This window comes from Streptomyces canarius, assembly GCF_014650735.1.
Lineage (GTDB): Bacteria > Actinomycetota > Actinomycetes > Streptomycetales > Streptomycetaceae > Streptomyces > Streptomyces olivaceoviridis.
Map to the genome: position 1 here is coordinate 188,109 of NZ_BMVN01000010.1, position 23,599 is coordinate 211,707.

Here is a 23,599-nt window from a genome sequence, read left to right on the forward strand (position 1 = left end):
ATCAGTTCTCCGATGCGTTCTTGAGAGTGCGGTAGGCGGCGACGAGGGCCGTGGTGGACGGGTCGAGACCCGGCACGTCCGCGCCTTCGGTGAGGGCCGGTTCGACGCGCTTGGCGAGGACCTTGCCCAGCTCCACGCCCCACTGGTCGAAGGAGTCGATGTTCCACACCGCGCCCTGGACGAACACCTTGTGCTCGTAGAGGGCGATCAGCTGGCCGAGCACCGACGGGGTCAGCTCGGGGCTGAGGATCGTGGTGGTCGGGTGGTCGCCGCGGAAGGTGCGGTGCGCGACCTGCTCCTCGGCCACGCCCTCCGCGCGGACCTCCTCGGCGGTCTTGCCGAAGGCGAGCGCCTGGGTCTGGGCGAAGAAGTTGGCCATCAACAGGTCGTGCTGGGCCTTCAGTTCCTCGCTCAGCTCCGCGACCGGCCGGGCGAAGCCGATGAAGTCGGCCGGGATCAGCTTGGTGCCCTGGTGGATCAACTGGTAGTAGGCGTGCTGCCCGTTGGTGCCGGGCGTGCCCCAGACGACCGGGCCGGTCTGCCACTCCACCGGCTTGCCGTCGCGCTGCACCGACTTGCCGTTGGACTCCATGTCCAGCTGCTGGAGGTACGCGGTGAACTTCGACAGGTAGTGCGAGTACGGCAGCACCGCGTGGGTCTGGGCGTCGAAGAAGTTGTCGTACCAGATGCCCAGCAGGCCCAGCAGCAGCGGCGCGTTGGCCTCGGCGGGCGCGGTGCGGAAGTGGTCGTCGACGATCCGGAAGCCGTCCAGCATCTCGCGGAAGCGGTCCGGTCCGATGGCGATCATCAGGGAGAGGCCGATGGCGGAGTCGTAGGAGTACCGGCCGCCGACCCAGTCCCAGAACTCGAACATGTTGTCCGGGTCGATGCCGAACTCGGTGACCTTCTCCGCGTTCGTGGACAGCGCCACGAAGTGCTTGGCCACGGCCTTGTCTCCCCCGTTCTCGAATTCGCTCGAACGGGAGGTGCCCCCATCGTCCAGGCCGTTCAGCAGCCAGGAGCGGGCGGAGGTGGCGTTGGTGATCGTCTCGATCGTGGTGAACGTCTTGGACGCCACGATGAACAGCGTCTCGGCCGGGTCCAGGTCGCGGGTGGCCTCGTGCAGGTCGGAGCCGTCCACGTTCGACACGAACCGGAACGTCAACTCCCGTGCGGTGTACGGGCGCAGGGCCTCGTAGGCCATCGCGGGGCCGAGGTCGGAACCGCCGATGCCGATGTTGACGACGTTCTTGATGCGCCGGCCGGTGTGGCCGGTCCACTCGCCGGAGCGGACCCGCTCGGCGAAGCCGGCCATCTTGTCGAGCACGGCGTGCACCTTCGGCACGACGTTCTCGCCGTCGACCTCGACCACCGCGTCCCGCGAGGCGCGCAGCGCGGTGTGCAGCACGGCCCGCCGCTCGGTCAGGTTGATCTTCTCGCCGCGGAACATGGCGTCCCGCAGCGCGAACACGCCGGTGGCGGTGGCGAGTTCCTGGAGCAGCGCCAGGGTCTCGTCGGTGATCAGCTGCTTGCTGTAGTCGATGTGCAGGTCGCCGACCCGCACGACGTACCGCTCGGCGCGGCCGGGGTCGGCCGCGAACAGCTCGCGCAGGCGCGGCTGGCCCTGGGCGCGGTGGTCGGCGAGGGCCGTCCACTCGGGCCGGTGGGTGAGCTTCGGGTACTCGGCCATCTCAGGCGTTCTCCTTGGTGCCCTCGCCCTGGAGGGCGATGGCGTACATCTCGTCCGCGTCGAGGCGGCGCAGTTCCTCGGCGATGAGTTCGGAGGTGGGGCGGACCTTCAGGGCGAGGGTGCGCGGCGGCTGGCCCGGCAGGGTCAGCGTGGCCAGCGGGCCCTCGGGGCGGTCGACGACGATCTCGCCGTTCGCGGTGCCGAGCCGTACCGTCGTCACGAACGGGCCGGCGCTGTGCACCCGGTCCACCGGCACGCCCAGGCGGGCCTGGAGCCAGCGGGCGAGCAGCTCGGCGCTGGGGTTGTCGGCCTCGGCCTCGACGGCCGCCGACGTCACCTTCACACGGGCCTGGTCCATGGCCGCGGCCAGCATGGACCGCCACAGGGTCAGCCGGGTCCAGGCGAGGTCGGTGTCACCGGGGGCGTAGGTGCGGGCCCGGGTGTTCAGGACCTCCAGCGGGCGCTCGACGGCGTACAGGTCGGTGATCCGCCGCTGGGCGAGCGCGCCCAGCGCGTCCTTGGACGGCGCCTCGGGCGCGTCCACCGGCCACCACACGACCACCGGGGCGTCCGGCAGCAGCAGCGGCAGCACCACCGAGTCGGCGTGGTCGGACACCTCGCCGTAGGTGCGCAGCACCACCGTCTCGCCGGTGCCGGCCTCGGAGCCGACCCGGACCTCGGCGTCGAGCCGCGAGTGGGTGCGGTCGCGCAGGGTGCGGGCCTGCCTCCGGATGACGACCAGGGTGCGCGAGGGGTGCTCGTGCGAGGCCTCCTCGGCCGCCTTGATCGAGTCGTAGGCGTTCTCCTCGTCCGTGACGATGACCATCGTCAGGACCATGCCCACGGCGGGCGTCCCGATGGCGCGGCGGCCCTGCACCAACGCCTTGTTGATCTTGCTTGCCGTGGTGTCGGTCAGGTCGATCTTCATGGCCTGCGCCAGCTCCGTCCGTCTCGTGCGAGCATCTCGTCGGCTTCACTCGGTCCCCAGCTGCCCGACGCGTACTGCGCCGGCCTGCCGTGCGCCGCCCAGTACTCCTCGATCGGGTCGAGGATCTTCCAGGACTCTTCCACTTCCTGGTGACGGGGGAACAGGTTGGCGTCGCCGAGCAGTACGTCCAGGATGAGCCGCTCGTACGCCTCCGGGCTCGACTCGGTGAACGACTCGCCGTAGGCGAAGTCCATCGACACGTCCCGGATCTCCATCGACGTGCCCGGCACCTTCGAGCCGAACCGCACGGTCATGCCCTCGTCCGGCTGGACGCGGATGACGATCGCGTTCTGCCCCAGCTCCTCGGTGGCGGTGGAGTCGAACGGGGAGTGCGGGGCCCGCTTGAAGACCACCGCGATCTCGGTGACCCTGCGGCCGAGCCGCTTGCCGGTGCGCAGGTAGAAGGGGACGCCCGCCCAGCGGCGGTTGTCGATGCCCAGCTTGATCGCGGCGAAGGTGTCGGTCTTCGACTTGGGGTCGATGCCGTCCTCCTGGAGGTAGCCGACGACCTTCTCGCCGCCCTGCCAGCCGGCCGCGTACTGACCGCGCACGGTGTGCCCGCCCAGGTCCTCCGGCAGCCGCACCGACTTCAGCACCTTCAGCTTCTCGGTGAGCAGCGCCTCCGCGTCGAACGCGATCGGCTCCTCCATGGCGGTCAGCGCCATGAGCTGGAGCAGGTGGTTCTGGATGACGTCCCGGGCGGCGCCGATGCCGTCGTAGTAGCCGGCCCGGCCGCCGATGCCGATGTCCTCCGCCATCGTGATCTGAACGTGGTCGACGTACGACCGGTTCCAGATCGGCTCGTACATCTGGTTGGCGAAGCGCAGCGCCAGGATGTTCTGGACGGTCTCCTTGCCGAGGTAGTGGTCGATGCGGAACACCTGGTCCGGCTCGAACACCTCGTGCACGATCGCGTTCAGCTCACGCGCGCTGTCCAGGTCGTGACCGAACGGCTTCTCGATGACCGCGCGCCGCCAGGAGCCCTTCGGCGGGCTGGCCAGGCCGTGCTTCTTCAGCTGCTGGACGACCTTCGGGAAGAACTTCGGCGGCACCGAGAGGTAGAAGGCGAAGTTGCCGCCGGTGCCCCGGGAGGAGTCCAGCTCGTCGACGGCGTCCTTGAGCTGCTTGAACGCGGTGTCGTCGTCGAAGTCGCCGGGGATGAACCGCATGCCCTCGGCGAGCTGCTGCCACACCTCCTCGCGGAACGGGGTGCGGGCGTGCTCCTTCACGGCGTCGTGCACGACCTGCGCGAAGTCCTGGTCGGCCCAGTCCCGGCGGGCGAACCCGACGAGGGAGAAGCCCGGCGGCAGCAGACCGCGGTTGGCCAGGTCGTACACGGCCGGCATCAGCTTCTTGCGGGACAGGTCACCGGTCACCCCGAAGATGACCAGGCCCGACGGACCGGCGATGCGCGGGAGCCGGCGGTCCCGGGCGTCCCGCAGCGGGTTCACCCAGTCGGCGGCCGGGGCCACCGGTACGCGCACCTCCTCGGGTGCGGGCGCCTGGGCGGGTGCGTTCTCGGTCATCGGGCGTCAACTCCCTTGCTCTTCAGGGACGTCGCTACGGCGTCCAGAAGGTCCTGCCAGGCCACCTCGAACTTGGCGACACCCTCGTTCTCCAGTTGCCGGACGACCTCGTCGTAGGCGATGCCGAGCCGCTCGACGGCGGCCAGGTCGGCGCGGGCCTGCGCGTAGCCGCCCGTCACCGTGTCACCGGTGATCTCGCCGTGGTCGGCGACCGCGTTCAGCGTGGCCTCGGGCATGGTGTTGACGGTGCCCGGCGCGACCAGCTCGTCCACGTACAGAGTGTCCTTGTACGCGGGGTCCTTCACACCGGTGGACGCCCACAGCGGGCGCTGCTTGTTCGCCTTGTCCCCGGCGAGCGCCAGCCAGCGGTCGGACGCGAAGACCTCCTCGTACGCCTCGTAGGCGAGGCGGGCGTTGGCGAGGGCCGCGCGGCCCTTCAGGGCGAGGGCCTCGTCGGTGCCGAGGGCGGTCAGCCGCTTGTCGATCTCGCTGTCCACGCGGGAGACGAAGAAGGACGCCACCGAGTGGATCGTGGAGAGGTCGACGCCCCGCTCGCGGGCCTTCTCCAGGCCGGCCAGGTAGGCGGCCATGACCTCGCGGTAGCGCTCCAGGGAGAAGATCAGGGTCACGTTGACGCTGATGCCGAGGCCGATGACCTCGGTGATCGCCGGCAGGCCCGCCTTGGTCGCCGGTATCTTGATCATCACGTTGGGCCGGTCCACCAGCCAGGCGAGCTGCTTGGCCTCGGCGATCGTGGCCTCGGTCTCGTGCGCGAGGCGCGGGTCGACCTCGATGGAGACCCGGCCGTCACGGCCGCCCGAGGCGTCGTACACGGGACGCAGGATGTCGGCGGCGTCCCGCACGTCGGCGGTCGTCATCATCCGTACGGCCTCGTCGACCGTCACCCCGCGCACGGCGAGGTCGGTCAGCTGCTCCTCGTAGCCCTCACCGGAACCGATGGCGGCCTGGAAGATGGACGGGTTGGTGGTGACACCGACGGCGCTTCCGCTCGCCACCAGCTCGGCGAGGCTGCCCGAGGTGATCCGCTTGCGGGACAGGTCGTCCAGCCAGATCGACACGCCCTCGTCGGCGAGGCGCTTGAGGGCTCCCGGGGTCGGGATTGCTTCGGTCACTGTGCTCATCTCTCTTTTGGTGCGTCTTCTGTGCGTCGGTGTGCTTGGTATGCGTCGGTGCGCTTGGTGTGCGCGGTGTCAGGCGCGCGTGGCGGCGAGCGACTCGCGGGCCGCCGCGGCGACGTTCTCGGGGGTGAAGCCGAACTCGGCGAACAGGGTCTTGGCGTCGGCGGAGGCACCGAAGTGTTCGAGCGAGACGATGCGTCCGGCGTCACCGACGAACCGGTACCAGGTCAGGCCGATGCCGGCCTCGACCGCGACCCGGGCCTTCACGGCCGGCGGCAGCACCCGCTCGCGGTACTCGCGCGGCTGCTCCTCGAACCACTCCACGGACGGCATGGACACCACCCGCGTGCCGATCCCCTCGGCCTCCAGCCGCTCCCGCGCGGCCACGGCGAGCTGCACCTCGGAGCCCGTCGCGATGATGATCACCTCCGGGACCTCCGTCGAGGACTCGCGCAGCACGTAGCCGCCCTTGGCCGCGTCCGCGTCCGGCGCGTACACCGGCACGCCCTGGCGGGTGAGCGCGAGCCCGTGCGGGGCGGGGTGCGTGGCGTGCCTCTTCAGGATCTCGGCCCAGACGATCGCGGTCTCGTTGGCGTCCGCCGGGCGGACGACGTTCAGGCCCGGGATCGCGCGCAGGGAGGCCAGGTGCTCGACCGGCTGGTGGGTGGGGCCGTCCTCGCCGAGGCCGATGGAGTCGTGCGTCCACACGTACGTCACCGGCAGCTGCATGAGCGCCGACATCCGGACGGCGTTGCGCATGTAGTCGGAGAACACCAGGAAGGTGCCGCCGTAGATCCGGGTGTTGCCGTGCAGGGCGATGCCGTTCATCTCCGCGGCCATGGAGAACTCGCGGATGCCGAAGTGCACGGTTCGGCCGTACGGGTCGGCCCCGGGCAGCGGGTTGCCCTTCGGCAGGAAGGAGCTGGTCTTGTCGATGGTGGTGTTGTTCGAGCCGGCCAGGTCGGCGGAGCCGCCCCACAGCTCGGGGAGCACCGGGCCGAGCGACTGGAGCACCTTCCCGGAGGCGGCGCGGGTGGCGACCGACTTGCCCTCCTCGAAGACCGGGATGCTCTCCTCCCAGCCCTCGGGCAGCTCGCCCTTGCTGACGCGGTCGAACAGCTCGGCCCGCTCGGGGTTGGCGGCGCGCCACTCGGCGATCCGCTTGTCCCAGGCCGCGTGCGCCTCGGCACCCCGGTCCAGGGCCCCCCGGGTGTGCTTGAGGACCTCGTCGGCCACCTCGAAGGTCTGCTCCGGGTCGAAACCGAGGAGGCGCTTGGTGGCGGCGATCTCCTCCTCGCCCAGCGCGGAGCCGTGCGAGGCCTCGGTGTTCCGGGCGTTCGGGGCCGGCCAGGCGATGATCGTTCGCATGGCGATGATCGAGGGCCGCTCGGTCTCGGCCCGGGCGGCCTCCAGCGCGGCGTGAAGGGCGGGGACGTCGATGTCACCCTCGGCGGTGGGCGCGACGCGCTGGGTGTGCCAGCCGTAGGCCTCGTACCGCTTCAGCACGTCCTCGGAGAAGGCGGTCGCGGTGTCGCCCTCGATGGAGATGTGGTTGTCGTCGTAGACGAAGACCAGGTTGCCCAGCTTCTGGTGGCCGGCGAGCGAGGAGGCCTCGGCGGAGACGCCCTCCTCCAGGTCGCCGTCGGAGACGATGGCCCAGACGGTGTGGTCGAAGGGGGAGGCGCCGGCCGGGGCCTCCGGGTCGAACAGGCCGCGCTCGTAGCGGGCGGCCATCGCCATGCCGACGGCGTTGGCGACGCCCTGGCCGAGCGGGCCGGTGGTGGTCTCCACACCTGCGGTGTGCCCGTACTCGGGGTGGCCCGGCGTCTTCGAGCCGTGCGTGCGGAAGCCCTTGAGGTCGTCCAGCTCCAGCTCGTAGCCGGCGAGGAACAGCTGCGTGTAGAGGGTCAGCGAGGTGTGGCCGGGGGAGAGGACGAACCGGTCACGGCCGGTCCACTCCGGGTCGGCCGGGTCGTGTCGCATCACCTTCTGAAAGATCGTGTACGCGGCAGGCGCCAGGCTCATCGCGGTGCCCGGGTGTCCGTTACCCACCTTCTGCACCGCGTCGGCCGCCAGAAGTCGGGCGGTGTCCACGGCACGCCGGTCGAGGTCGGTCCACTCGAAGCTGTCGGAAGTCTGCGTAGTCATCTTCAAGAAGTCCTCGGTTAGTACGGGATGGCTGGCCGGACGCGTTCAAACTTAAAAGTCTGACTTTTTTGAGGAAAGGTCGGGGTGTGTCAGCCTGTGGTGAATCTGGGACAGTGATCACCCGACAGAGATAGGGCGAACCGGGCATGACGGGCATAAGACAGCAGGCTGAGGGTGACGTGATCAGAACGTTCCCCTTCCCGGCCGACCTGGCCGTCGGCGGCGTCGGCATGCAGATCGGCCCGATGGGCACCGACCACCGCTGGCACGTCGACGCCCCCCTGCACCGCGTCCACCGTATCGACTTCCATGTCGTCATGCTCTTCATCGACGGCCCGGTACGGCACATGATCGACTTCGCCGAGTACGAGGCCACGGCCGGCGACCTGCTGTGGATCCGCCCCGGACAGGTCCACCGGTTCTCCCGTGAGTCCGAGTACCGCGGAACCGTCCTGACCATGCAGCCCGGCTTCCTGCCCCGCGCCACCGTCGAGGCCGCCGGCCTGTACCGCTACGACCTGCCGCCGCTGCTGCACCCCGACCCGGCGCAGCTGGCCGCGCTCCACGCGGCCTTCGACCAGCTGCGCCGCGAGTACGAGGACACCGAGACGCTCCCGCTCAGCCTGCACACGGCCGTCCTGCGGCACAGTCTGACCGCGTGCCTGCTGCGCCTCGCCCATCTCGCCGCCAGTTCGGCCGAGACCTCCCGGCAGCACGCCGACAGCACCTTCACCCGCTTCCGGGACGCCGTCGAGCGGGGCTTCCCCACCAACCACAGCGTCAGCGCCTACGCCGACGCCCTCGGCTACTCCCGCCGCACCCTGGTCCGCGCCGTCCGCGCGGCCACCGGCGAGACGCCCAAGGGCTTCATCGACAAGCGCGTCGTCCTGGAGGCCAAGCGCCTCCTCGCCCACACGGACCTGCCGATCGGCCGCGTCGGGGTGGCCGTGGGCTTCCCCGACGCGGCGAACTTCACCAAGTTCTTCCACCTGCACACCGGCCAGACGCCGGTGGCCTTCCGGGCGGAGCTGCGCTGAGCGCTCGCGGCGGCACCGGACCCGAGCCCGCCGGCCCGCCCGCCGGCCACGGGGTCCGGCGAACGCCTTTGGCCCGTACCCCCGGTACCCGGCCGCTGCCCTCGCGACAGCGCGAGGGCGGAGCGGGCGCGGAGGCGTCGGCGGGTGCGGTGGCGGCCGTGGCGAGGGCCGCGGCCAGGCCGAGCGTGGCGACGGCGGCGGTGAACGCGCGCCGCAGCGGGCGGGGTCTGGGGATGCCGGAGGATGCGCTCATGGGGAGCCTCTCGGGTACGGGTGTGTGCGGAGGTTCCCTGAGAGCGCTCCCAGACGTGCTGGGGCACGCCTGCTTGAGAGCGCTCTCACGGTGCCGCCAATGTGCTCCCCGCCCCGGGGGCCGTCAAGAGTCGAAGCAAGGAAAGTCCTTGCCCGGTACGGCAGTTCACGGGGTGAGGCCGCCCGTACCGGCTCAGACCGCGCTGCCGTTCCGGACGATCACCACGTCTCCGAGCACCGCACGGCCGTAGGACCGGTAGCCGTCCACCGAGCTGTCGCCCCCCGCCCCCCGCAGCGGGACGCACGGTGCGCACACCTCCGTACCGCGCGGTGCCCCCGGCCGGTCCTCGGCCGTCACCACGCGCAGCGTCAGCCAGGCCGGACCGCCCTCCGCCGGCCGCCGCCACGGCAGGGGCACGGCCGCGGTCTCGCCCGGCCGCAGATCCGGCAGCCCGGCGGGCGCGGTCAGCAGGCGGCCGTCGGCCAGGGCCAGCTCCCAGGTGGCCGCCAGCCATCCGAGGCCCCGGACGCGCTGCCGGTTGGTGACCACGATCCCCTCGTGCCGGTGACACCGGACACCGACCGGTGCCGCGCTCTGCGGCCCCACCCGCGCGCCGGCGTCACCGCCGTACGCCCCGCGGCGGCCGGGCGCGGCCGTACCGCTGTCGTCCGGCCCCGCGCCCACGGGCCCGGCCGGTCGTCCCTCGTCCACGCGCCGCATGATTCCGTGGCCCCGGGACTCCCGGGTGAAGCCGCCCCGAAGAAACGGCGTTGACTCGATGGCCGCCCCGTGGCCCGCGAGCGCGGTGTCGGCACGGGTTCGTCCCTCACCGCGGAGGTCTGCGAGAGTGCGGGTGTGAGGAAAGGTGCGGGCGTGAGGCTGACGATTCTGGGCGGCGGCGGATTCCGGGTTCCCCTGGTGTACGGCGCGCTGCTGACCGACCACGCCGAGGGGCGGGTCACCGAGGTCGTCCTGCACGATCTGGACGACCGCCGACTGCGCGCGGTGACCCGTGTCCTCGCGGAACAGGCCGCCGGGGTCCCCGACGCGCCCGCGGTGACCGCCACCACCGACCTGGACGCGGCCCTGCGCGGCGCCGACTTCGTCTTCTCCGCGATCCGCGTCGGCGGCCTGGAGGGCAGGGCGAACGACGAACGGGTCGCGCTCGCCGAAGGGGTGCTGGGCCAGGAGACCGTCGGCGCGGGCGGGATCGCCTACGGCCTGCGCACCGTGCCCGTCGCCGTCGACATCGCCCGGCGCGTGACCCGGCTCGCCCCGGACGCCTGGGTCATCAACTTCACCAACCCGGCCGGGCTGGTCACCGAGGCCATGTCCCGTCACCTCGGCGACCGCGTCATCGGCATCTGCGACTCGCCGGTCGGCCTCGGCCGCCGTATCGCCCGGGTCCTCGGCACCCGCCCGGAACAGGCCTACGTCGACTACGTCGGCCTCAACCACCTCGGCTGGGTGCGCGGCCTGCGCGTCGCCGGGCGCGACGAACTGCCGCGCCTGCTCGGCGATCCCGCGCTGCTCGGATCCTTCGAGGAGGGCAGGCTGTTCGGCGCCGACTGGCTGCGCTCGCTCGGCGCGATCCCCAACGAGTACCTGCACTACTACTACTTCAACCGGGAGACCGTCCGCGCCTGCCAGGAGGCCGGGAAGACCCGCGGCGCCTTCCTCCGCGACCAGCAGGCCCGGTTCTACGAGGAGGCGGCCGACCCCGCCGTCTCCGCCCTGCGCGCCTGGGACCGCACCCGCGCCGAACGCGAGGCGACCTACATGGCCGAGAACCGGGAGAGCGCCGGCGCGGGTGAACGCGAGGCCGAGGACCTGTCCGGCGGGTACGAGAGGGTCGCCCTCGCCCTGATGCGGGCCATCGCCCGCGACGAACGCGCCACCCTGATCCTCAACGTCCGCAACCGCTCCACCCTCTCCGCCCTGGACGGCGACGCGGTCGTCGAGGTCCCGTGCCTGGTGGACGCGAGCGGGGCCCACCCCTTCGCCGCCGATCCGCTCCCCGGCCACGCCACCGGCCTGGTGTGCGCGGTCAAGGCCGTCGAGCGGGAGGTGCTCGCCGCCGCCGAGTCGGGTTCCCGGGCTTCCGCCGTGACGGCCTTCGCGCTGCATCCGCTGGTCGACTCGGTCACCGTCGCCCGCAGACTGGTCGAGCGCTACACCGAGGTCCACCCCGGCCTGGCGTACCTCGCATGAGAACGGAGGGCCGCTCCGCGGAGCGGCCCTCCGTGTCACCTCACCCGCGCGTCAGCCGGTGAAGCCGGCCGTGATCGAGGTGAACTGCCAGTTGCTCTGGCTGATCCCGGAGCAGTTCTCGGCGACACCGCCGCCCGGGCAGGGCCGGTCGCGGTTGACCGACCAGAAGGCCAGCCGCGCGATGTGGTGCGAGTTCGCCCAGTCCCGGATCTGCGTCCAGATCGCGGGAGTCGTCGACTCCTGCTGGTCGGACAGGCCGTTCATGCCGGAGATGCCGATGTGCGCGTAGGCGGTGGCGTCGTCCCAGCCGAAGGTGGACTTCAGCTTGTTCTTCAGCCCCTCCGCCGCGTTCACCGTGTTGCCGTACATGTCCGAGCCGCCGCCGAAGTCGAACGGCATGATGGTGAACACGTCGATGTTCGCGCCCAGCGCCTGCGCCTGCTCGATGAGCCGGTTGCCGTAGTACGTCGGCCCGGTGGTGGACGTGCCGAAGGTGACGATGGTCTTCAGGCCGGGGTTGTTGGCCTTGACCGTCTTCAGCGCGGTGAGGATCTTCGCCTGGACGGCCTCGTTCTCGAACTCGTCGGTGTTCTCGATGTCGAAGTCGATGGCCTTCAGGCCGTAGGCGTCGACCACCTTCTGGATCGCCCCGGCGAGCGCGCTCGCGGAGGAGCAGTTGGCGCCGAGCTTGCTGCCCGACCAGCCGCCGAACGACGGCACGATGTCACCACCGGCGGACCGGATCTGGTTGATCGCCGACTGGTCCACGCCGCCGGTCAGCGGCCGGCTGCCGTCCCAGGCCGGGGTGCAGCCCCCGGAGTCCAGCACGAACGCCATCGTGAACCACTTGGCCCCGGTCGCGTTCATCACCGTGGTCGGGTTCGGCGGGTCGCCCCAGCCCTGGTACAGGTACGGCGCCGCCTGCTTGAAGCCGGTGCCGCCGCCGGTGCCCGCGTCGGTCGTCACGGTGACGGAGTTGGAGGCCGGCGAGGCGTTCCCGGCCGCGTCCCGCGCCTTCACGGTGAAGGTGTAACTCGTGCTCGGCGACAGCCCGCTGACCGTGGCCGACGTACCGGAGACACTCAGGAGCTGGTTGGCCCCGCTGTAGATGTCGTACGCCGTCACGCCCGTGTTGTCCGTGGCCGCGTTCCACTTCAGCGACACGCTCGACGACGTCTTGCCGGTGGAGGCGAGCCCGCTCGGCGCGGTCGGCGCCTGGGTGTCGCCGCCGCCCCCGCCGCCCGGACCGTCCAGGCCGATGTCGTCGGCGTAGTAGGTGCCCTGGCCGTACCAGCCGTGCACATAGATGGTGGCGCTGGTCTGCGAGGCGCCGGTGGTGAAGGAGACGCTGAGCTGGCTGTACGCCGACGGGGACGACGTCCAGGTGGACGCGCCGCCGTTGACGCCCACGTACACGTAACTGCCGCGCACCCAGCCGCTGAGGCTGTACGTCGTGTTCGGCTGGACGGCGACCGTCTGGCTGCACTGCGCGTTGTCGCTCGACGTCACCGCGCCCTGGAGCGCCTTGGCGCCGCCGTGCACGGGGGAGGAGACGACCGAACCGAGGTTGCCGGTGCAGGTCCAGGGGGAGAGGCCGCCGGACTCGAAGCCGGGGTTGGTGAGGATGTTGGCCGCGTGGGCCGTACCGGGGAGGGCGATGGCCCCGCCGACCGCGAGGGCGGCGGAGCCGAGCAGAGCGAGGAGCCGGCGTCTGGAACGCCCGAGTGTGTCGCGCACGCGATCTCCCTGTCAGGGGTGGGGTGTTCGGGAGTGCTGGGGAGTGCGGAAGCGTTGCGTCAATGAATGTGGTATGGACCAATCCACCCTGTCAAGGAGAAGAACGGAATTGGTCCATACCGGTGGGCGCCAGTGTTCCGGAAGGAGCGCGGGGAACCGCGCTACGAGCCACGACGCACCCGCGGCCGGCCGGTCACCTAGAGCGGCAGTACCTCGCCCGCCGAAGCCGCCGGCACGGGCGCCGGCGCCACGGGCAGCAGGACCTCGGACTCCACCCGTTGCCGCGGAAGCGTCACGGGCGCCAGCGGACGCGGCCCCGACACCACCGTGTAGTCCTGCCCCAGGAAGGGCGGCTCGATGACTCCGGGGTCCTCGCCCAGCGCCACCTGCACCGCGGCCCACGGCGCGTTCACCCCGCACAGCGACAGCTGGTGCAGGCCACCGGCGGGCCTCGTGTTGACGTCCAGCAGCACCGGCCGGTCGCCGAGCATCCGGAACTGGATGTTGGACAGGTGGTGCAGCCCGAAGCCCTCCGCGATCAGCCGGGCCGGCGCCAGCCACCGCTCGTCCAGGGTGAAGCCCCGGCGGCGGCCGTTCTTGGTGCGGCCCACCGCGAGCCGGACCCGGTTGTCCGGCCCGGTCAGGCAGTCGACGGACACCTCGGGCTGCTCCAGGCGCGGCATCACCAGCCAGTCCACGGGTTCCTCGGCCCGCCGCAGCGCCTCCACGACCAGGTCCAGCTGGACGTACGGGCCCGGGAAGCCGGTGAGGTGCGTGAGCGAGAAGGGGGCACGGGTGATCATCCGGAAGCCGACCCCGCCCGCGCCGGCGGCCGGTTTGAAGCACGCCCGGTGCCCGTCCGCCTCCAACTCCTCGACCGCGGCGAGGAGTTCGTCCGCCGTGCGGACCCGGTGCCACGGCGGCACCGGGACGCCCACCGAGCGGACCGCCGCGTACGCGATCGCCTTGTCCTCGAACACGGCGACCGCCTCGGGCGTCGGGGCCAGCAGCGCCGTACCGGCCGCCGCGAACTCGGCCCGGTGCGCCACGATCGCGGCCTGGTGCAGCCGGGGCACGAACACGTCGATGCCGCGCCGGGCGCACTGGTCGAGGGCGTACTCGACGTACGCGGCCGGGGACAGGCCCTCCGGCTCCAGCTCGGCGGTGTCGGCGGCGGCCAGCACGGGGGAGTCCGGGTCGCCGTGCGTGGCGTGGATCTCGACCGCGCGGTCGCTGGGATTTCTCCGCAGCTGATCCATGAAGAACACGTTCTCCGCGTACGTGCGGTTGAGCCAGACGCGTACGCGAGAGAGCATGCGGGCCCCTTTCGGGTGTGCGGGCAGGGCGGAGCGGCCCGTGCCCGGGCAGGGAGGAGGAAGGGTCACCAAACAGCCCTGGAAACAGGGGGGTTGAGGGCGCTGGTGTTGGGGCGATCATACGGCTTTCCAGGGGTCCCTCGTGCAACGCGGGTGTTACGGATTCGCGGGCCGTCCGGTCACGCATTCGCGGGCCGTCCCGTAACCGGACGCGCGGGCCGTCTCGTACCGGATGCGCGGGCCGTCCCGTCCCGGACGCGCGGCCGTCTCGTCCCGGTCGTCCCGGACGCGCGCGAGGCGGACCGGGCCCGGATCGCGACACGCGGCGGCCGGAACCTCTTGTCCCGTGCCCGGGGCATGTGTTCTCGTTGTGTCATCGGATGATCGGAAGGGGTGTGCGGGGTGGAGTCGACGGCCGGGGCCGGACAGCTGCTGGCCATCAGCGATCTCCACATCGGTTATCCGGACAACCGCGCCTTGATCGACGACATGCGCCCCGAGAGCGACGACGACTGGCTGATCGTGGCCGGTGACGTCGCGGAGACCGTCGCCGACATCCGCTGGGCCCTCGGCACGCTCGCGAGCCGCTTCAGCAAGGTGCTGTGGGCACCCGGGAACCACGAGCTGTGGACCCATCCGAGCGATCCGGTCACGCTGCGTGGCGTCGCCCGCTACGAGCACCTGGTCGAGGTGTGCCGCGAGCTCGGCGTCGTCACCCCCGAGGACCCCTACCCCGTGTGGCGCGGCGCGGGCGGCCCGGCCGTCGTGGCCCCGCTCTTCCTGCTCTACGACTACTCGTACCTGCCGGCCGGCTCCGCCACCAAGGCGGAGGGCCTGGCCTACGCGGAGAGCACCGGCATCGTCTGCAACGACGAGTATCTGCTGCACCCCGACCCCTACCCGACCCGTGACGCGTGGTGCCGGGCGCGGGTCGCCGAGACCGAGCGCAGGCTGTCCGAGCTGCCCGCGGACCTGCCGACCGTGCTGGCCGGGCACTGGCCGCTGGACCGGCACCCCACCGAGGTCCTGTGGCACCCCGAGTTCGCCATGTGGTGCGGCACCACGCTGACCGCCGACTGGCACCGCCGGTTCCGGGTCGCCACCGCGGTCTACGGCCATCTGCACATCCCCCGCACCACGTGGCACGACGGAGTCCGCTTCATGGAGGTCTCCGTGGGATATCCCCGCGAGTGGCGCAAGCGTCCGGATCCGCCGGGAAGGCTGCGCCGTGTCCTGCCGATGGAGGTCGAAGCAGGTGATCGAGGAGCTGCTCCCGGAGTCGGTCGTGGCCGTGGAGGCGCGCGCTGACGACCCGCTGTGGGACTCCCCGCTCTACCCGGCGGAGGAGGCGCTCGTCGCGCGCTCGGTGGCCAAGCGGCGCCGTGAGTTCGCGGCCGTCCGGGGTTGTGCCCGGCGCGCCATGGAGAAGCTCGGCGTGCCGCCGCAGCCCGTGCTCACCGGTGAGCGGGGGGCCCCGCGCTGGCCGGACGGGCTGCTCGGCAGCATGACCCACTGCGACGGCTACTGCGCCGCCGCGCTGGTCCGCGCCACCGACCTCGCCTCCCTGGGCATCGACGCCGAACCGCACGGGCCGCTGCCGGAAGGGGTGGGCCCGTCCGTCTTCCTGCCCGCCGAGACCGAGCGCCTCGACCGGCTGGCCGCGCGGTGGCCCGCCGTGCACTGGGACCGGCTGCTGTTCAGCGCCAAGGAGTCCGTCTACAAGGCGTGGTTCCCGCTCACCCGCATGTGGCTGGACTTCTCCGAGGCCGACATCACCGTGCGGCCGGACGCCGACGGCGAATCGTCCGGCGGCCTGCGCGCCGAGCTCCTCGTCCCCGGCCCCGTGATCGGCGGGCACCGGCTCCAGGTCTTCGAGGGCCGGTGGACCGTACGGCACGGCGTGGTGGCCACGTCGGTGGTCATACCGCACCCCGCCCCACGCCCCTGACAGCCGGTCCCACCCGGCCCGCACCGCCACCGTCGTCCGGGTGACGGCGGCGGCGCCGAGCCGTCACGACGCTCACACGGGCCGGCACCAGTCGTGCAGGAGCCGGAAGAACTCCGCCTCGTTGCCCGCGAGCCCCGCACGGGCCAGTGCCTGTTCCGCCTCCGCGAGCACGACGGGCGGGACGACGGCGGGCCGGTCCTCCTCCGGTGGCCCGTCGAAGGCGGCGCGCACCGTGTGCAGCAGACGCAGGTAGGCCTGTACGGCGGTACGCTCGCGGTCGGTCAGTACGGCGGTGGGCATCGGTCGGCTCTCCCCGAGTAGGCGTCACGGTCACGCGCCCTGCGGCGCCGTGCACCGCGTCGTACGGCGCACACTCCCAGCTTGCCGCCCACCACTGACAACGCCGCCCGGCTCCGCGCCGGTTAGCCCGCTTAGCCGAGGCGGAACCGCCCCGATCACCCCGCACGACGTGCCGCCCGACCCGACGAAACGTTTCTCAACTTCCGCACGGCACACCTGGCTCCCGTGCGGTGCGGCGTCGGCTTCCCGCCGTACGGCGCCGGGCGCGCTCGGAGTGCCACAGGGCCGGCCGCCCGGCGACCCCGGTCCGGTTCAGCCCTGCGGACCCGGGTACCCCAGCGACGCCTCGATGCGGCCGGCCACGCCGTCCCGCTGCGCCGGCCCGCGCAACCCCGAACCGGCCAGCCAGGTGCGGCACTTGCTGGCCAGCAGCAGCCCGAACGTCTCGGCGTCCCGCTCCTCGGCGACGTCGAAGCGGCTGCGGGCCGCGACGCGTTGCACCGCCGCCTGGAGCGCTTCCCGGTCGGTGTGGTCGCTCAGCAGCCGGGTCGCGGTGCCGACGCCGTCCGTGTGGAGCCCGCAGTGGTCGGCCTGCATGTGCCACAGCTCGTGGCCCAGGATCACCAACTGGTGTTCGGGGGCGGTGCGTTCCTCCACCACGACGACGTCCCGGTCGGTCAGGTCCAGCCACAGCCCGCTGGCCGTGCCGGGCGGGAAGGCGGCCGTGCGGAAGTGCACCGCACGCCCGCGCCGGTGGCTCATCGCCTCGCACAGCGCGCGGTACAGCTCATCCGGAGGCGCGGGCACGGGCAGCGTGAGCCCGCCCACCAGTTCGTTGCACAGCCGGCGCATGTCCCTGCCGATGCCCACAGTTCTCCCCCGGCTCACGACTCGGGCCGCTTGACGCTCTCCAGGAGCATGTCGAGCCACTCAGCGACCTTGTCCCGGTGCTGGTCGGTGGGCAACTGCGCGGCGCGCCAGGCGATTCCGCGCACGCCGTGGTCCTGCAACAGCCGCTCCAGCGGATCCTCCAGGTCCTCGGCGGCGGCCCGCTCCCGGTCCGCGAGCTTCTGCAACAGCTCCTGCTCGGTGCGTTGCAGCGCCCCCGCCAGCGCCTCGGGGTCCTCCGCGGTGAGGAAGCCGGCGTGCACCCGGAAGAAGCGCTGGAGGGCGTCGCAGTGCTCCATGGTGGGCCGCCGGTCGCCGTTGATGAGGGCGCCGGCCTGCTGCCGTGACATGCCCGCGCCGTCGGCGATCTCCTGCTGGGTGTACCGGCGTCCGCCCGGCTTCAGCCGGGTACGGCGCAGCAGGTCCAGGCGTTGCAGGAAGCGGGCCTGGACGTCCGGCTCGCCCGCGGGCCGACCGCTGAGCAGGGCCTTGACCACCGGCTCCGGCACCCCGCAGGCGGTCGAGAGCCGCCCCACGTCGAAGACCTCGGCGTGCGGGACGCCGAGGCGGTCGGCGAGCGCGGTGACGCGGGCGACGACGGCCGGCAGCTGGGCGGTCGCCGAGGCGCCCGGATCCTCGTAGCCATCCGTCACCGACAGAACTCCTACGTCTCTAGAGGGCTTCAGATGCGTCCGTGCTTCTCACGAGCGATCGGCGTGAACTTCCCGGAGAGTAGCGGGTGTCTCGAACTCACATCCAGGTGTCGCCACAACTGTGGCGAATTTCAGCCGTCGACCGGCACGAAATGCCACGATAGTTGACATGGCTCTTGCCTGGGCAGCAGGATCGCATGGCCGCGAGAAAGGCCGCAGAGGCAAGAGGGGTGACCTCCCGATGGCATATCAGGCAGGAGGGCAGCGGCCGGCACCGCGGCCCGTCCCCGACACCTGCGAGATCCAGGCGTACCTCCAGGACTACGGAACGCTGCTGGAGTCGCAGTCCTGCCCGTCCCTGGTCGTCGACCACCACTGGAACGTGGTCATGGCCAACAGCGCGTTCGAGACACTTTTCCACGGGGTGCGCCCCCACCCCACGGCCATGCCGGGGGAGAACTTCCTCCGGTTCGTGCTCTTCCACCCCGACGCCGGCGAGGTCCTCGGCGAGCACGAGCCCGGCTGGTGCCTGCCGATGCTGGCCCAGCTCCGCACCGCCCTGGAGACCCACGGGCACGACCACGAACTCCAGGCGGTCCGCCGGGAGATCGCCCAGGACCCGATCATGGAAGCCGCGTACCGGCAGGGCCTGCCGCACTGGATACGGGCCGTCGGCGAGGCCGCGACCCGCCTCGACGGCGCCGTACGCCTCCTGCACCACCCGGACCCGCGGCGCGGGCGCACCGAGTGCCGCATCGTCGAGGAGATCCCGCAGCCGCTGCGGGAACTGGGCTACCGGCGTCTGACGATGGTCCTGCGCGATCCCCGCCGGCCCGCCGTGCCGGTGCGCCGCCCGCGCCGCCCGCGGGACGCCGCCTCGCACCTGACGGTCGTGCCGTCCACGGAGGACTGACCCGGCACCGCCGGCGTTCAGGTCGCCGACGGCGCCGGGCCGGCACACGGGCTCCCCGTGGGAGCCGAGCGGTACGGCCGTCGCCCACCCCGAATCCGGGGGCGGTCCCCGGCTCTTTCGGTGCGCGGCCGATTCCGCACGGCCTCCACGGTTGCTGGCGTGGATCCCGACGCCTTGCGCTCCCCACGGTTGCTGGCGTGGATCTCGACGCCTTGCGCGCCCCGCGGCTCGCTGCGCGGTTCCTGGTTCCTTCGGTGCACGGCCGACTCCGTGCGCTCCCCACGGCTCCCGGCGTGGACCCCGACCCCTTGCGCAGCCCCCGGCTCCTTCGGCGCGTCACCGCCCCGGCGCCCCCCGGTCCCTTCCGCGCGCATCCCCGGTCCCTACCGTGCGCACCCCCGGCCTCTTCCGCGCACCCCCGACTCCTCTCGCGCACCCCCGACTCCTCACGTGGATCTCCGGCTCCTTGTGCGCGTCGTCGACGCAAGCCGCTTGCATCGTTTGCGCTACTCTTGCGCGCATGACGCGACGACTTGCGGAAGTGGCGAAGAAGGTCGGGGTCAGTGAGGCCACGGTCAGCCGGGTCCTCAACGGCAAGCCCGGAGTCTCCGAAGCCACCCGGCAGGCGGTGCTGACCGCTCTCGACGTCCTCGGCTACGAGCGCCCCACCCAGCTGCGCGGTGAGCGCGCCCGGCTCGTCGGTCTCGTCCTGCCCGAGTTGCAGAACCCCATCTTCCCGGCGTTCGCCGAAGTCATCGGCGGTGCCCTGGCCCAGCTGGGGCTGACCCCGGTGCTGTGCACCCAGACCAAGGGCGGCGTGTCGGAGGCGGACTACGTCGAGCTGCTGCTCCAGCAGCAGGTCTCCGGCGTCGTGTTCGCCGGCGGCCTGTACGCCCAGGCCGACGCGCCGCACGACCACTACCGGCTGCTCGCCGAGCGCAACATCCCGGTCGTGCTGGTCAACGCGGCCATCGACCACCTCGGTTTCCCCGGTGTGTCCTGCGACGACGCCGTCGCTGTCGAGCAGGCCTGGCGCCACCTGGCCTCCCTCGGCCACGAGCGCATCGGGCTGGTGCTCGGCCCCGGCGACCACGTGCCGTCGGCGCGCAAGCTGGCCGCCGCCCGGGCGATCGCCGGCGGGCTGCCGGACGAGTTCGTCGCGCGGGCCATCTTCTCCATCGAGGGCGGCCACGCCGCCGCCGCACGCCTGATCGACCGGGGCGTCACCGGCATCATCTGCGCCTCGGACCCGCTGGCGCTCGGCGCCGTCCGGGCGGCGCGCCGCAAGGGGTACGACGTCCCGGGCCGGATCTCGGTCGTCGGCTACGACGACTCGGCGTTCATGAACTGCACCGAGCCCCCGCTGACCACCGTCCGCCAGCCCATCGAGGCCATGGGGCGCGCGGCCGTGGAGCTGCTGAACGCGCAGATCGGGGGCACCGTCGTACCCGCCGAGGAGCTGCTGTTCGAGCCGGAGCTGGTGGTGCGCGGCTCCACCGCGCAAGCCCCGCGCGACTGAGCTCCGGAAGATCCAGCTCACTGTCGAACAATTGCAGATTCCGCGCGACATCTTGCGGACCGATGTCGGCGGTGCTTGAGTGTGCGACGCCCACCGCTCCTGCCTTGAGTGCCATGAGGGGTCCACCGATGAGACACACCGGGTTCCGCCGTGCCGTCCTCGCGATCGGCGTCTGTTCCTCCCTCGCCCTCGCCGCCACCGCCTGCGGGTCCGGTGACGACGGTTCGGCGAGCGGCAAGACCCGCATCACCGTCAACTGCGAACCGCCGAGGAGTGCCAAGCTCGACCGCTCCTTCTTCGAGGCGGACATCGCGGCCTTCGAGGAGGCCAACCCGGACGTCGACGTCGTCGCGCACGACGCCTTCCCCTGCCAGGACCCGAAGACCTTCGACGCCAAGCTCGCCGGCGGCCAGATGGAGGACGTGTTCTACACGTACTTCACGGACGCCCGGCACGTCGTCGACGTCCGCCAGGCCGCCGACCTCACCCCGTACCTCAAGGAACTCAGGGAACTTAAGGACTACGACAGCATCCAGAAGCAGCTGCGGGACATCTACACCGTCGACGGGAAGGTCTACGGCATCCCGCGCACCGGGTACTCCATGGGGCTGGTCTACAACCGCGCGCTCTTCCAGAAGGCCGGCCTGGATCCCGACAAGCCCCCGGCGACCTGGGACGAGGTCCGTGCCGCCGCCAAGAGGATCGCCGCCCTCGGCGACGGCACCGTCGGCTACGCCGACTACAGCGCGCAGAACCAGGGCGGCTGGCACTTCACGGCCGAGCTGTACTCCCAGGGCGGCGACGTCGTCAGCGCGGACGGCAAGAAGGCCACCATCGACACCCCCGAGGGGCGCGCCGTCCTGGAGAACCTGCACGACATGCGGTGGACCGACGACTCCATGGGCAGCAAGCAGCTCCTCGTCATCAACGACGCGCAGCAGATGATGGGTTCGGGCAAACTCGGCATGTACCTCGCCGCCCCCGACAACATCCCGATCCTCGTCAAGGAGAAGGGCGGAAACTACAAGGACCTCGCCCTGGCCCCCATGCCGGGCGGCAAGGGCACCCTCATCGGCGGCGACGGCTACATGTTCAACAGGAAGGCCACGCCCGCCCAGATCCGCGCCGGCCTGAAGTGGCTCGACCACATGTTCCTCACCCCCGGCAAGGGCTTCCTCGGCGACTACGCGCGCGCCAAGAAGCACGACGCCCCCGTCGGCCTGCCCGAGCCGCGCCTGTTCACCGGCGCCGCCGACGCCACCGACCAGCGGGTGAAGAAGGCCAACGCCAACGTCCCGGTGGAGAACTACCAGGCGTTCCTCGACGGCAACCACAAGCTCCAGCTGAAGATCGAGCCGCCGCACGCCCAGCAGATCTACTCCGTCCTCGACGGCACCGTCTCCGCCGTCCTGACCAAGAAGGACGCCGACATCGACCAGCTCCTCAAGGAGGCGTCCGGCAAGATCGACAGCATTCTGGCCCGGAGCTGACCGCCATGACGAAGACGGCCGAGCGACGGCTCCCGGCGCACACCGCCGTCCCCCCGGTCCCGGCGCCGCCCCCGGCAGGGGACCGGAGGCGGCGCCGCCTCACCGACCAGCTCCGCGCCTACGGCTTCCTCCTCGGCGGACTGCTCTGCTTCGCCCTGTTCTCCTGGTACCCGGCGATCCGCGCGGTCGTCATCGCCTTCCAGAAGTACACCCCGGGCTCCCCGCCCGAGTGGATCGGCACCGCCAACTTCACCCGGGTCCTGCACGACCCCGAGTTCACGGCCGCCTGGCGCAACACCCTCACGTTCACCCTGCTGGCCCTCCTGATCGGCTTCGCGATCCCCTTCGTCCTCGCCCTGGTGCTCAACGAGCTGCGGCACGCCAAGGCCTTCTTCCGGGTCGTGGTCTACCTGCCGGTGATGATCCCGCCGGTGGTCAGCGCCCTGCTGTGGAAGTGGTTCTACGACCCCGGAGCCGGCCTCGCCAACGAGGCGCTGCGCTTCCTGCACCTGCCCACCTCGAACTGGTCCAACGGCACCGACACCGCGCTGATCTCCCTGGTCATCGTCGCCACGTGGGCCAACATGGGCGGCACCGTCCTCATCTACCTGGCCGCCCTCCAGTCCATCCCCGGCGAGCTGTACGAGGCGGCCGAACTGGACGGCGCGAACCTCCTCCAGCGCGTCCGGCACGTCACGGTCCCGCAGACCCGGTTCGTGATGCTGATGCTGATGCTCCTCCAGATCATCGCCACCATGCAGGTGTTCACCGAACCGTTCGTCATCACCGGCGGCGGCCCGGAGAACGCCACCGTCACCGTGCTGTACCTCATCTACAAGTACGCCTTCCTCTACAACGACTTCGGCGGCGCCTGCGCCCTCAGCGTGATGCTCCTGCTGCTGCTCGGCGCCTTCTCCGCGGTCTATCTGCGGCTCACCCGCTCCGAGGGGGACGCATGACCACCGGCACCCGCACCCTGATCTCCCCGGCCACCCTCGCCCGCCCGCGCGGCAAGGCCCTCTACTGGACGGTGTTCACGGCCGTCGTCGTCCTCTTCGCGCTCGCCTTCCTCTTCCCCGTGTACTGGATGGCGACCGGCGCCCTGAAGTCCCCGGACGAAGTGGCCCGGACCCCGCCGACGCTGCTTCCCGAGCACTGGCACCTCAGCGGCTACACCGACGCCTGGGACCTCATGGAGCTGCCCCGGCACTTGGGGAACACGCTCGTCCAGGCGGCCGGCGCCTGGGCCTTCCAGCTGGTGTTCTGCACGGCCGCCGCCTACTCCCTGTCCAAGCTGAAGCCCGCCTTCGGCAAGGTGGTCCTCGGCGGCATCCTCGCCACGCTCATGGTCCCGGCGCAGGCGCTGGTCGTCCCGAAGTACCTGACCGTCGCCGACCTGCCGCTGATCCACACCAGCCTGCTCAACGACCCCCTCGCCATCTGGCTGCCGGCCGTCGCCAACGCCTTCAACCTCTACCTGCTCAAACGGTTCTTCGATCAGCTGCCGCGCGATGTCCTGGAGGCCGCCGAGATCGACGGCGCCGGCAAGCTCCGCATCCTGTGGTCCGTCGTCCTGCCCATGTCCCGGCCGGTGCTCGGCGTGGTGTCGATCTTCGCGCTGGTCGCCGTCTGGCAAGACTTCCTGTGGCCGCTGATGGTCTTCTCCGACACCGGCAAGCAGCCGATCAGCGTCGCCCTGGTCCAGCTGTCGCAGAACATCCAGCTCACCGTGCTCATCGCCGCGATGGTGATCGCCAGCATCCCGATGGTGGCGCTGTTCCTCGTCTTCCAGCGGCACATCATCGCCGGGATCAGCGCGGGCAGCACCAAGGGCTGACGCCGC

At 71.5% G+C, this 23,599-nt stretch carries 19 protein-coding genes and 1 pseudogene; 9 read left to right on the forward strand and 11 right to left on the reverse strand.

All coding sequences use genetic code 11. The features are described from left to right. Position 1 precedes the first annotated feature (1 nt). The 5 genes from pgi to tkt all read right to left on the reverse strand — a co-directional run bounded on the left by pgi (position 2) and on the right by tkt (position 7,491). The gene (gene pgi, locus IE294_RS17290; protein ID WP_189886966.1) at positions 2-1,690 is read right to left on the reverse strand and encodes a glucose-6-phosphate isomerase; all 1,689 of its coding nucleotides are present in this window, start codon (positions 1,688-1,690) and stop codon (positions 2-4) included. A 1-nt stretch (position 1,691) separates the two neighbouring features. After that, entirely contained in the window at positions 1,692-2,618 is a 927-nt protein-coding gene (opcA, locus tag IE294_RS17295) for a glucose-6-phosphate dehydrogenase assembly protein OpcA (RefSeq protein ID WP_189886967.1), read from the reverse strand. Beyond that, complete coding sequence (zwf, locus tag IE294_RS17300; protein ID WP_189886968.1) at positions 2,615-4,204, reverse strand: glucose-6-phosphate dehydrogenase; 1,590 nt, start codon at positions 4,202-4,204, stop codon at positions 2,615-2,617. Before zwf ends, opcA begins: the two co-directional genes overlap by 4 nt. Further along, positions 4,201-5,346: a transaldolase gene (tal, locus tag IE294_RS17305; protein ID WP_189886970.1), complete on the reverse strand. Its 1,146-nt coding sequence runs from the start codon at positions 5,344-5,346 to the stop codon at positions 4,201-4,203. The genes zwf and tal overlap by 4 nt, the downstream gene beginning before the upstream one ends. 69 nt (positions 5,347-5,415) lie before the next feature. Further along, the gene (gene tkt / locus IE294_RS17310) at positions 5,416-7,491 is read right to left on the reverse strand and encodes a transketolase (protein WP_189886972.1); all 2,076 of its coding nucleotides are present in this window, start codon (positions 7,489-7,491) and stop codon (positions 5,416-5,418) included. A gap of 146 nt (positions 7,492-7,637) precedes the next feature. On the opposite strand from tkt, the gene IE294_RS17315 reads away from it, so the two are divergent. Continuing rightward, positions 7,638-8,528, forward strand: a complete 891-nt coding sequence (locus IE294_RS17315; RefSeq protein ID WP_189886974.1) for a helix-turn-helix domain-containing protein — start codon at positions 7,638-7,640, stop codon at positions 8,526-8,528. A 535-nt stretch (positions 8,529-9,063) separates the two neighbouring features. Here the strand turns inward: IE294_RS17315 and IE294_RS17320 are convergent. Next, positions 9,064-9,582 (reverse strand): annotated as a pseudogene (locus tag IE294_RS17320) (DUF4981 domain-containing protein); the annotation flags it as partial. Between the two features lie 72 nt (positions 9,583-9,654). Between IE294_RS17320 and IE294_RS17325 the strand changes: the two are divergent. Then, on the forward strand, positions 9,655-10,992 hold the full coding sequence (locus IE294_RS17325; protein ID WP_189886976.1) for a 6-phospho-beta-glucosidase: 1,338 nt from the start codon (positions 9,655-9,657) through the stop codon (positions 10,990-10,992). Between the two features lie 51 nt (positions 10,993-11,043). On the opposite strand, the gene IE294_RS17330 is transcribed toward IE294_RS17325, so the two are convergent. Both IE294_RS17330 and IE294_RS17335 read right to left on the reverse strand, forming a co-directional pair. Further along, the gene (locus tag IE294_RS17330) at positions 11,044-12,729 is read right to left on the reverse strand and encodes a carbohydrate binding domain-containing protein (protein WP_189886979.1); all 1,686 of its coding nucleotides are present in this window, start codon (positions 12,727-12,729) and stop codon (positions 11,044-11,046) included. A 197-nt stretch (positions 12,730-12,926) separates the two neighbouring features. Continuing rightward, positions 12,927-14,045 carry an ATP-grasp domain-containing protein gene (locus IE294_RS17335; RefSeq protein ID WP_189886981.1) on the reverse strand — a complete coding sequence of 373 codons (1,119 nt, stop codon included), beginning with the start codon at positions 14,043-14,045 and terminating at the stop codon, positions 12,927-12,929. A gap of 402 nt (positions 14,046-14,447) precedes the next feature. Between IE294_RS17335 and IE294_RS17340 the strand changes: the two genes are divergently transcribed. Together IE294_RS17340 and IE294_RS17345 are read left to right on the forward strand one after the other, a co-directional pair. Beyond that, positions 14,448-15,353, forward strand: a complete 906-nt coding sequence (locus IE294_RS17340) for a metallophosphoesterase family protein (RefSeq protein WP_189886983.1) — start codon at positions 14,448-14,450, stop codon at positions 15,351-15,353. Then, positions 15,301-15,993: a 4'-phosphopantetheinyl transferase family protein gene (locus IE294_RS17345; protein WP_189886985.1), complete on the forward strand. Its 693-nt coding sequence runs from the start codon at positions 15,301-15,303 to the stop codon at positions 15,991-15,993. Before IE294_RS17340 ends, IE294_RS17345 begins: the two co-directional genes overlap by 53 nt. Positions 15,994-16,065: 72 nt before the next feature. On the opposite strand, the gene IE294_RS17350 is transcribed toward IE294_RS17345, so the two are convergent. From IE294_RS17350 to IE294_RS17360, 3 genes are all read right to left on the reverse strand, one after another. Continuing rightward, complete coding sequence (locus IE294_RS17350; RefSeq protein ID WP_189886987.1) at positions 16,066-16,293, reverse strand: hypothetical protein; 228 nt, start codon at positions 16,291-16,293, stop codon at positions 16,066-16,068. A gap of 312 nt (positions 16,294-16,605) precedes the next feature. Then, on the reverse strand, positions 16,606-17,163 hold the full coding sequence (locus tag IE294_RS17355; protein ID WP_189886989.1) for a toxin-antitoxin system, toxin component: 558 nt from the start codon (positions 17,161-17,163) through the stop codon (positions 16,606-16,608). 14 nt (positions 17,164-17,177) lie between these two features. After that, positions 17,178-17,834 (reverse strand): helix-turn-helix domain-containing protein, encoded by a 657-nt coding sequence (locus IE294_RS17360; RefSeq protein ID WP_189815780.1) that lies wholly within the window; start codon positions 17,832-17,834, stop codon positions 17,178-17,180. A gap of 241 nt (positions 17,835-18,075) precedes the next feature. Here IE294_RS17360 and IE294_RS17365 point away from each other — a divergent pair, with 241 nt between their 5' ends. The 5 genes from IE294_RS17365 to IE294_RS17385 all read left to right on the forward strand — a co-directional run bounded on the left by IE294_RS17365 (position 18,076) and on the right by IE294_RS17385 (position 23,593). Next, positions 18,076-18,747, forward strand: coding sequence for an MmyB family transcriptional regulator (locus tag IE294_RS17365; RefSeq protein ID WP_189886991.1), 672 nt, complete (start codon positions 18,076-18,078; stop codon positions 18,745-18,747). A gap of 520 nt (positions 18,748-19,267) precedes the next feature. After that, positions 19,268-20,266 carry a LacI family DNA-binding transcriptional regulator gene (locus IE294_RS17370; protein WP_189886993.1) on the forward strand — a complete coding sequence of 333 codons (999 nt, stop codon included), beginning with the start codon at positions 19,268-19,270 and terminating at the stop codon, positions 20,264-20,266. A gap of 128 nt (positions 20,267-20,394) precedes the next feature. Next, positions 20,395-21,756: an ABC transporter substrate-binding protein gene (locus IE294_RS17375; protein ID WP_189886995.1), complete on the forward strand. Its 1,362-nt coding sequence runs from the start codon at positions 20,395-20,397 to the stop codon at positions 21,754-21,756. Positions 21,757-21,761: 5 nt separating this feature from the next. Then, positions 21,762-22,715 (forward strand): carbohydrate ABC transporter permease, encoded by a 954-nt coding sequence (locus IE294_RS17380; protein ID WP_189886997.1) that lies wholly within the window; start codon positions 21,762-21,764, stop codon positions 22,713-22,715. After that, positions 22,712-23,593 (forward strand): carbohydrate ABC transporter permease, encoded by an 882-nt coding sequence (locus IE294_RS17385; RefSeq protein WP_014676145.1) that lies wholly within the window; start codon positions 22,712-22,714, stop codon positions 23,591-23,593. The genes IE294_RS17380 and IE294_RS17385 overlap by 4 nt, the downstream gene beginning before the upstream one ends. Positions 23,594-23,599: the final 6 nt, after the last annotated feature.

Bases quoted from the DNA above. Each gene is read 5' to 3' on its own strand.
- pgi (WP_189886966.1), bottom strand. From the start codon at position 1,690: ATGGCCGAGTACCCGAAGCTCACCCACCGGCCCGAGTGGACGGCCCTC.
- opcA (WP_189886967.1), bottom strand. From the start codon at position 2,618: ATGAAGATCGACCTGACCGACACCACGGCAAGCAAGATCAACAAGGCG.
- zwf (WP_189886968.1), bottom strand. From the start codon at position 4,204: ATGACCGAGAACGCACCCGCCCAGGCGCCCGCACCCGAGGAGGTGCGC.
- tal (WP_189886970.1), bottom strand. From the start codon at position 5,346: ATGAGCACAGTGACCGAAGCAATCCCGACCCCGGGAGCCCTCAAGCGC.
- tkt (WP_189886972.1), bottom strand. From the start codon at position 7,491: ATGACTACGCAGACTTCCGACAGCTTCGAGTGGACCGACCTCGACCGG.
- IE294_RS17315 (WP_189886974.1), top strand. From the start codon at position 7,638: ATGACGGGCATAAGACAGCAGGCTGAGGGTGACGTGATCAGAACGTTC.
- IE294_RS17335 (WP_189886981.1), bottom strand. From the start codon at position 14,045: ATGCTCTCTCGCGTACGCGTCTGGCTCAACCGCACGTACGCGGAGAAC.
- IE294_RS17350 (WP_189886987.1), bottom strand. From the start codon at position 16,293: ATGCCCACCGCCGTACTGACCGACCGCGAGCGTACCGCCGTACAGGCC.
- IE294_RS17365 (WP_189886991.1), top strand. From the start codon at position 18,076: ATGGCATATCAGGCAGGAGGGCAGCGGCCGGCACCGCGGCCCGTCCCC.
- IE294_RS17370 (WP_189886993.1), top strand. From the start codon at position 19,268: ATGACGCGACGACTTGCGGAAGTGGCGAAGAAGGTCGGGGTCAGTGAG.
- IE294_RS17375 (WP_189886995.1), top strand. From the start codon at position 20,395: ATGAGACACACCGGGTTCCGCCGTGCCGTCCTCGCGATCGGCGTCTGT.
- IE294_RS17380 (WP_189886997.1), top strand. From the start codon at position 21,762: ATGACGAAGACGGCCGAGCGACGGCTCCCGGCGCACACCGCCGTCCCC.
- IE294_RS17385 (WP_014676145.1), top strand. From the start codon at position 22,712: ATGACCACCGGCACCCGCACCCTGATCTCCCCGGCCACCCTCGCCCGC.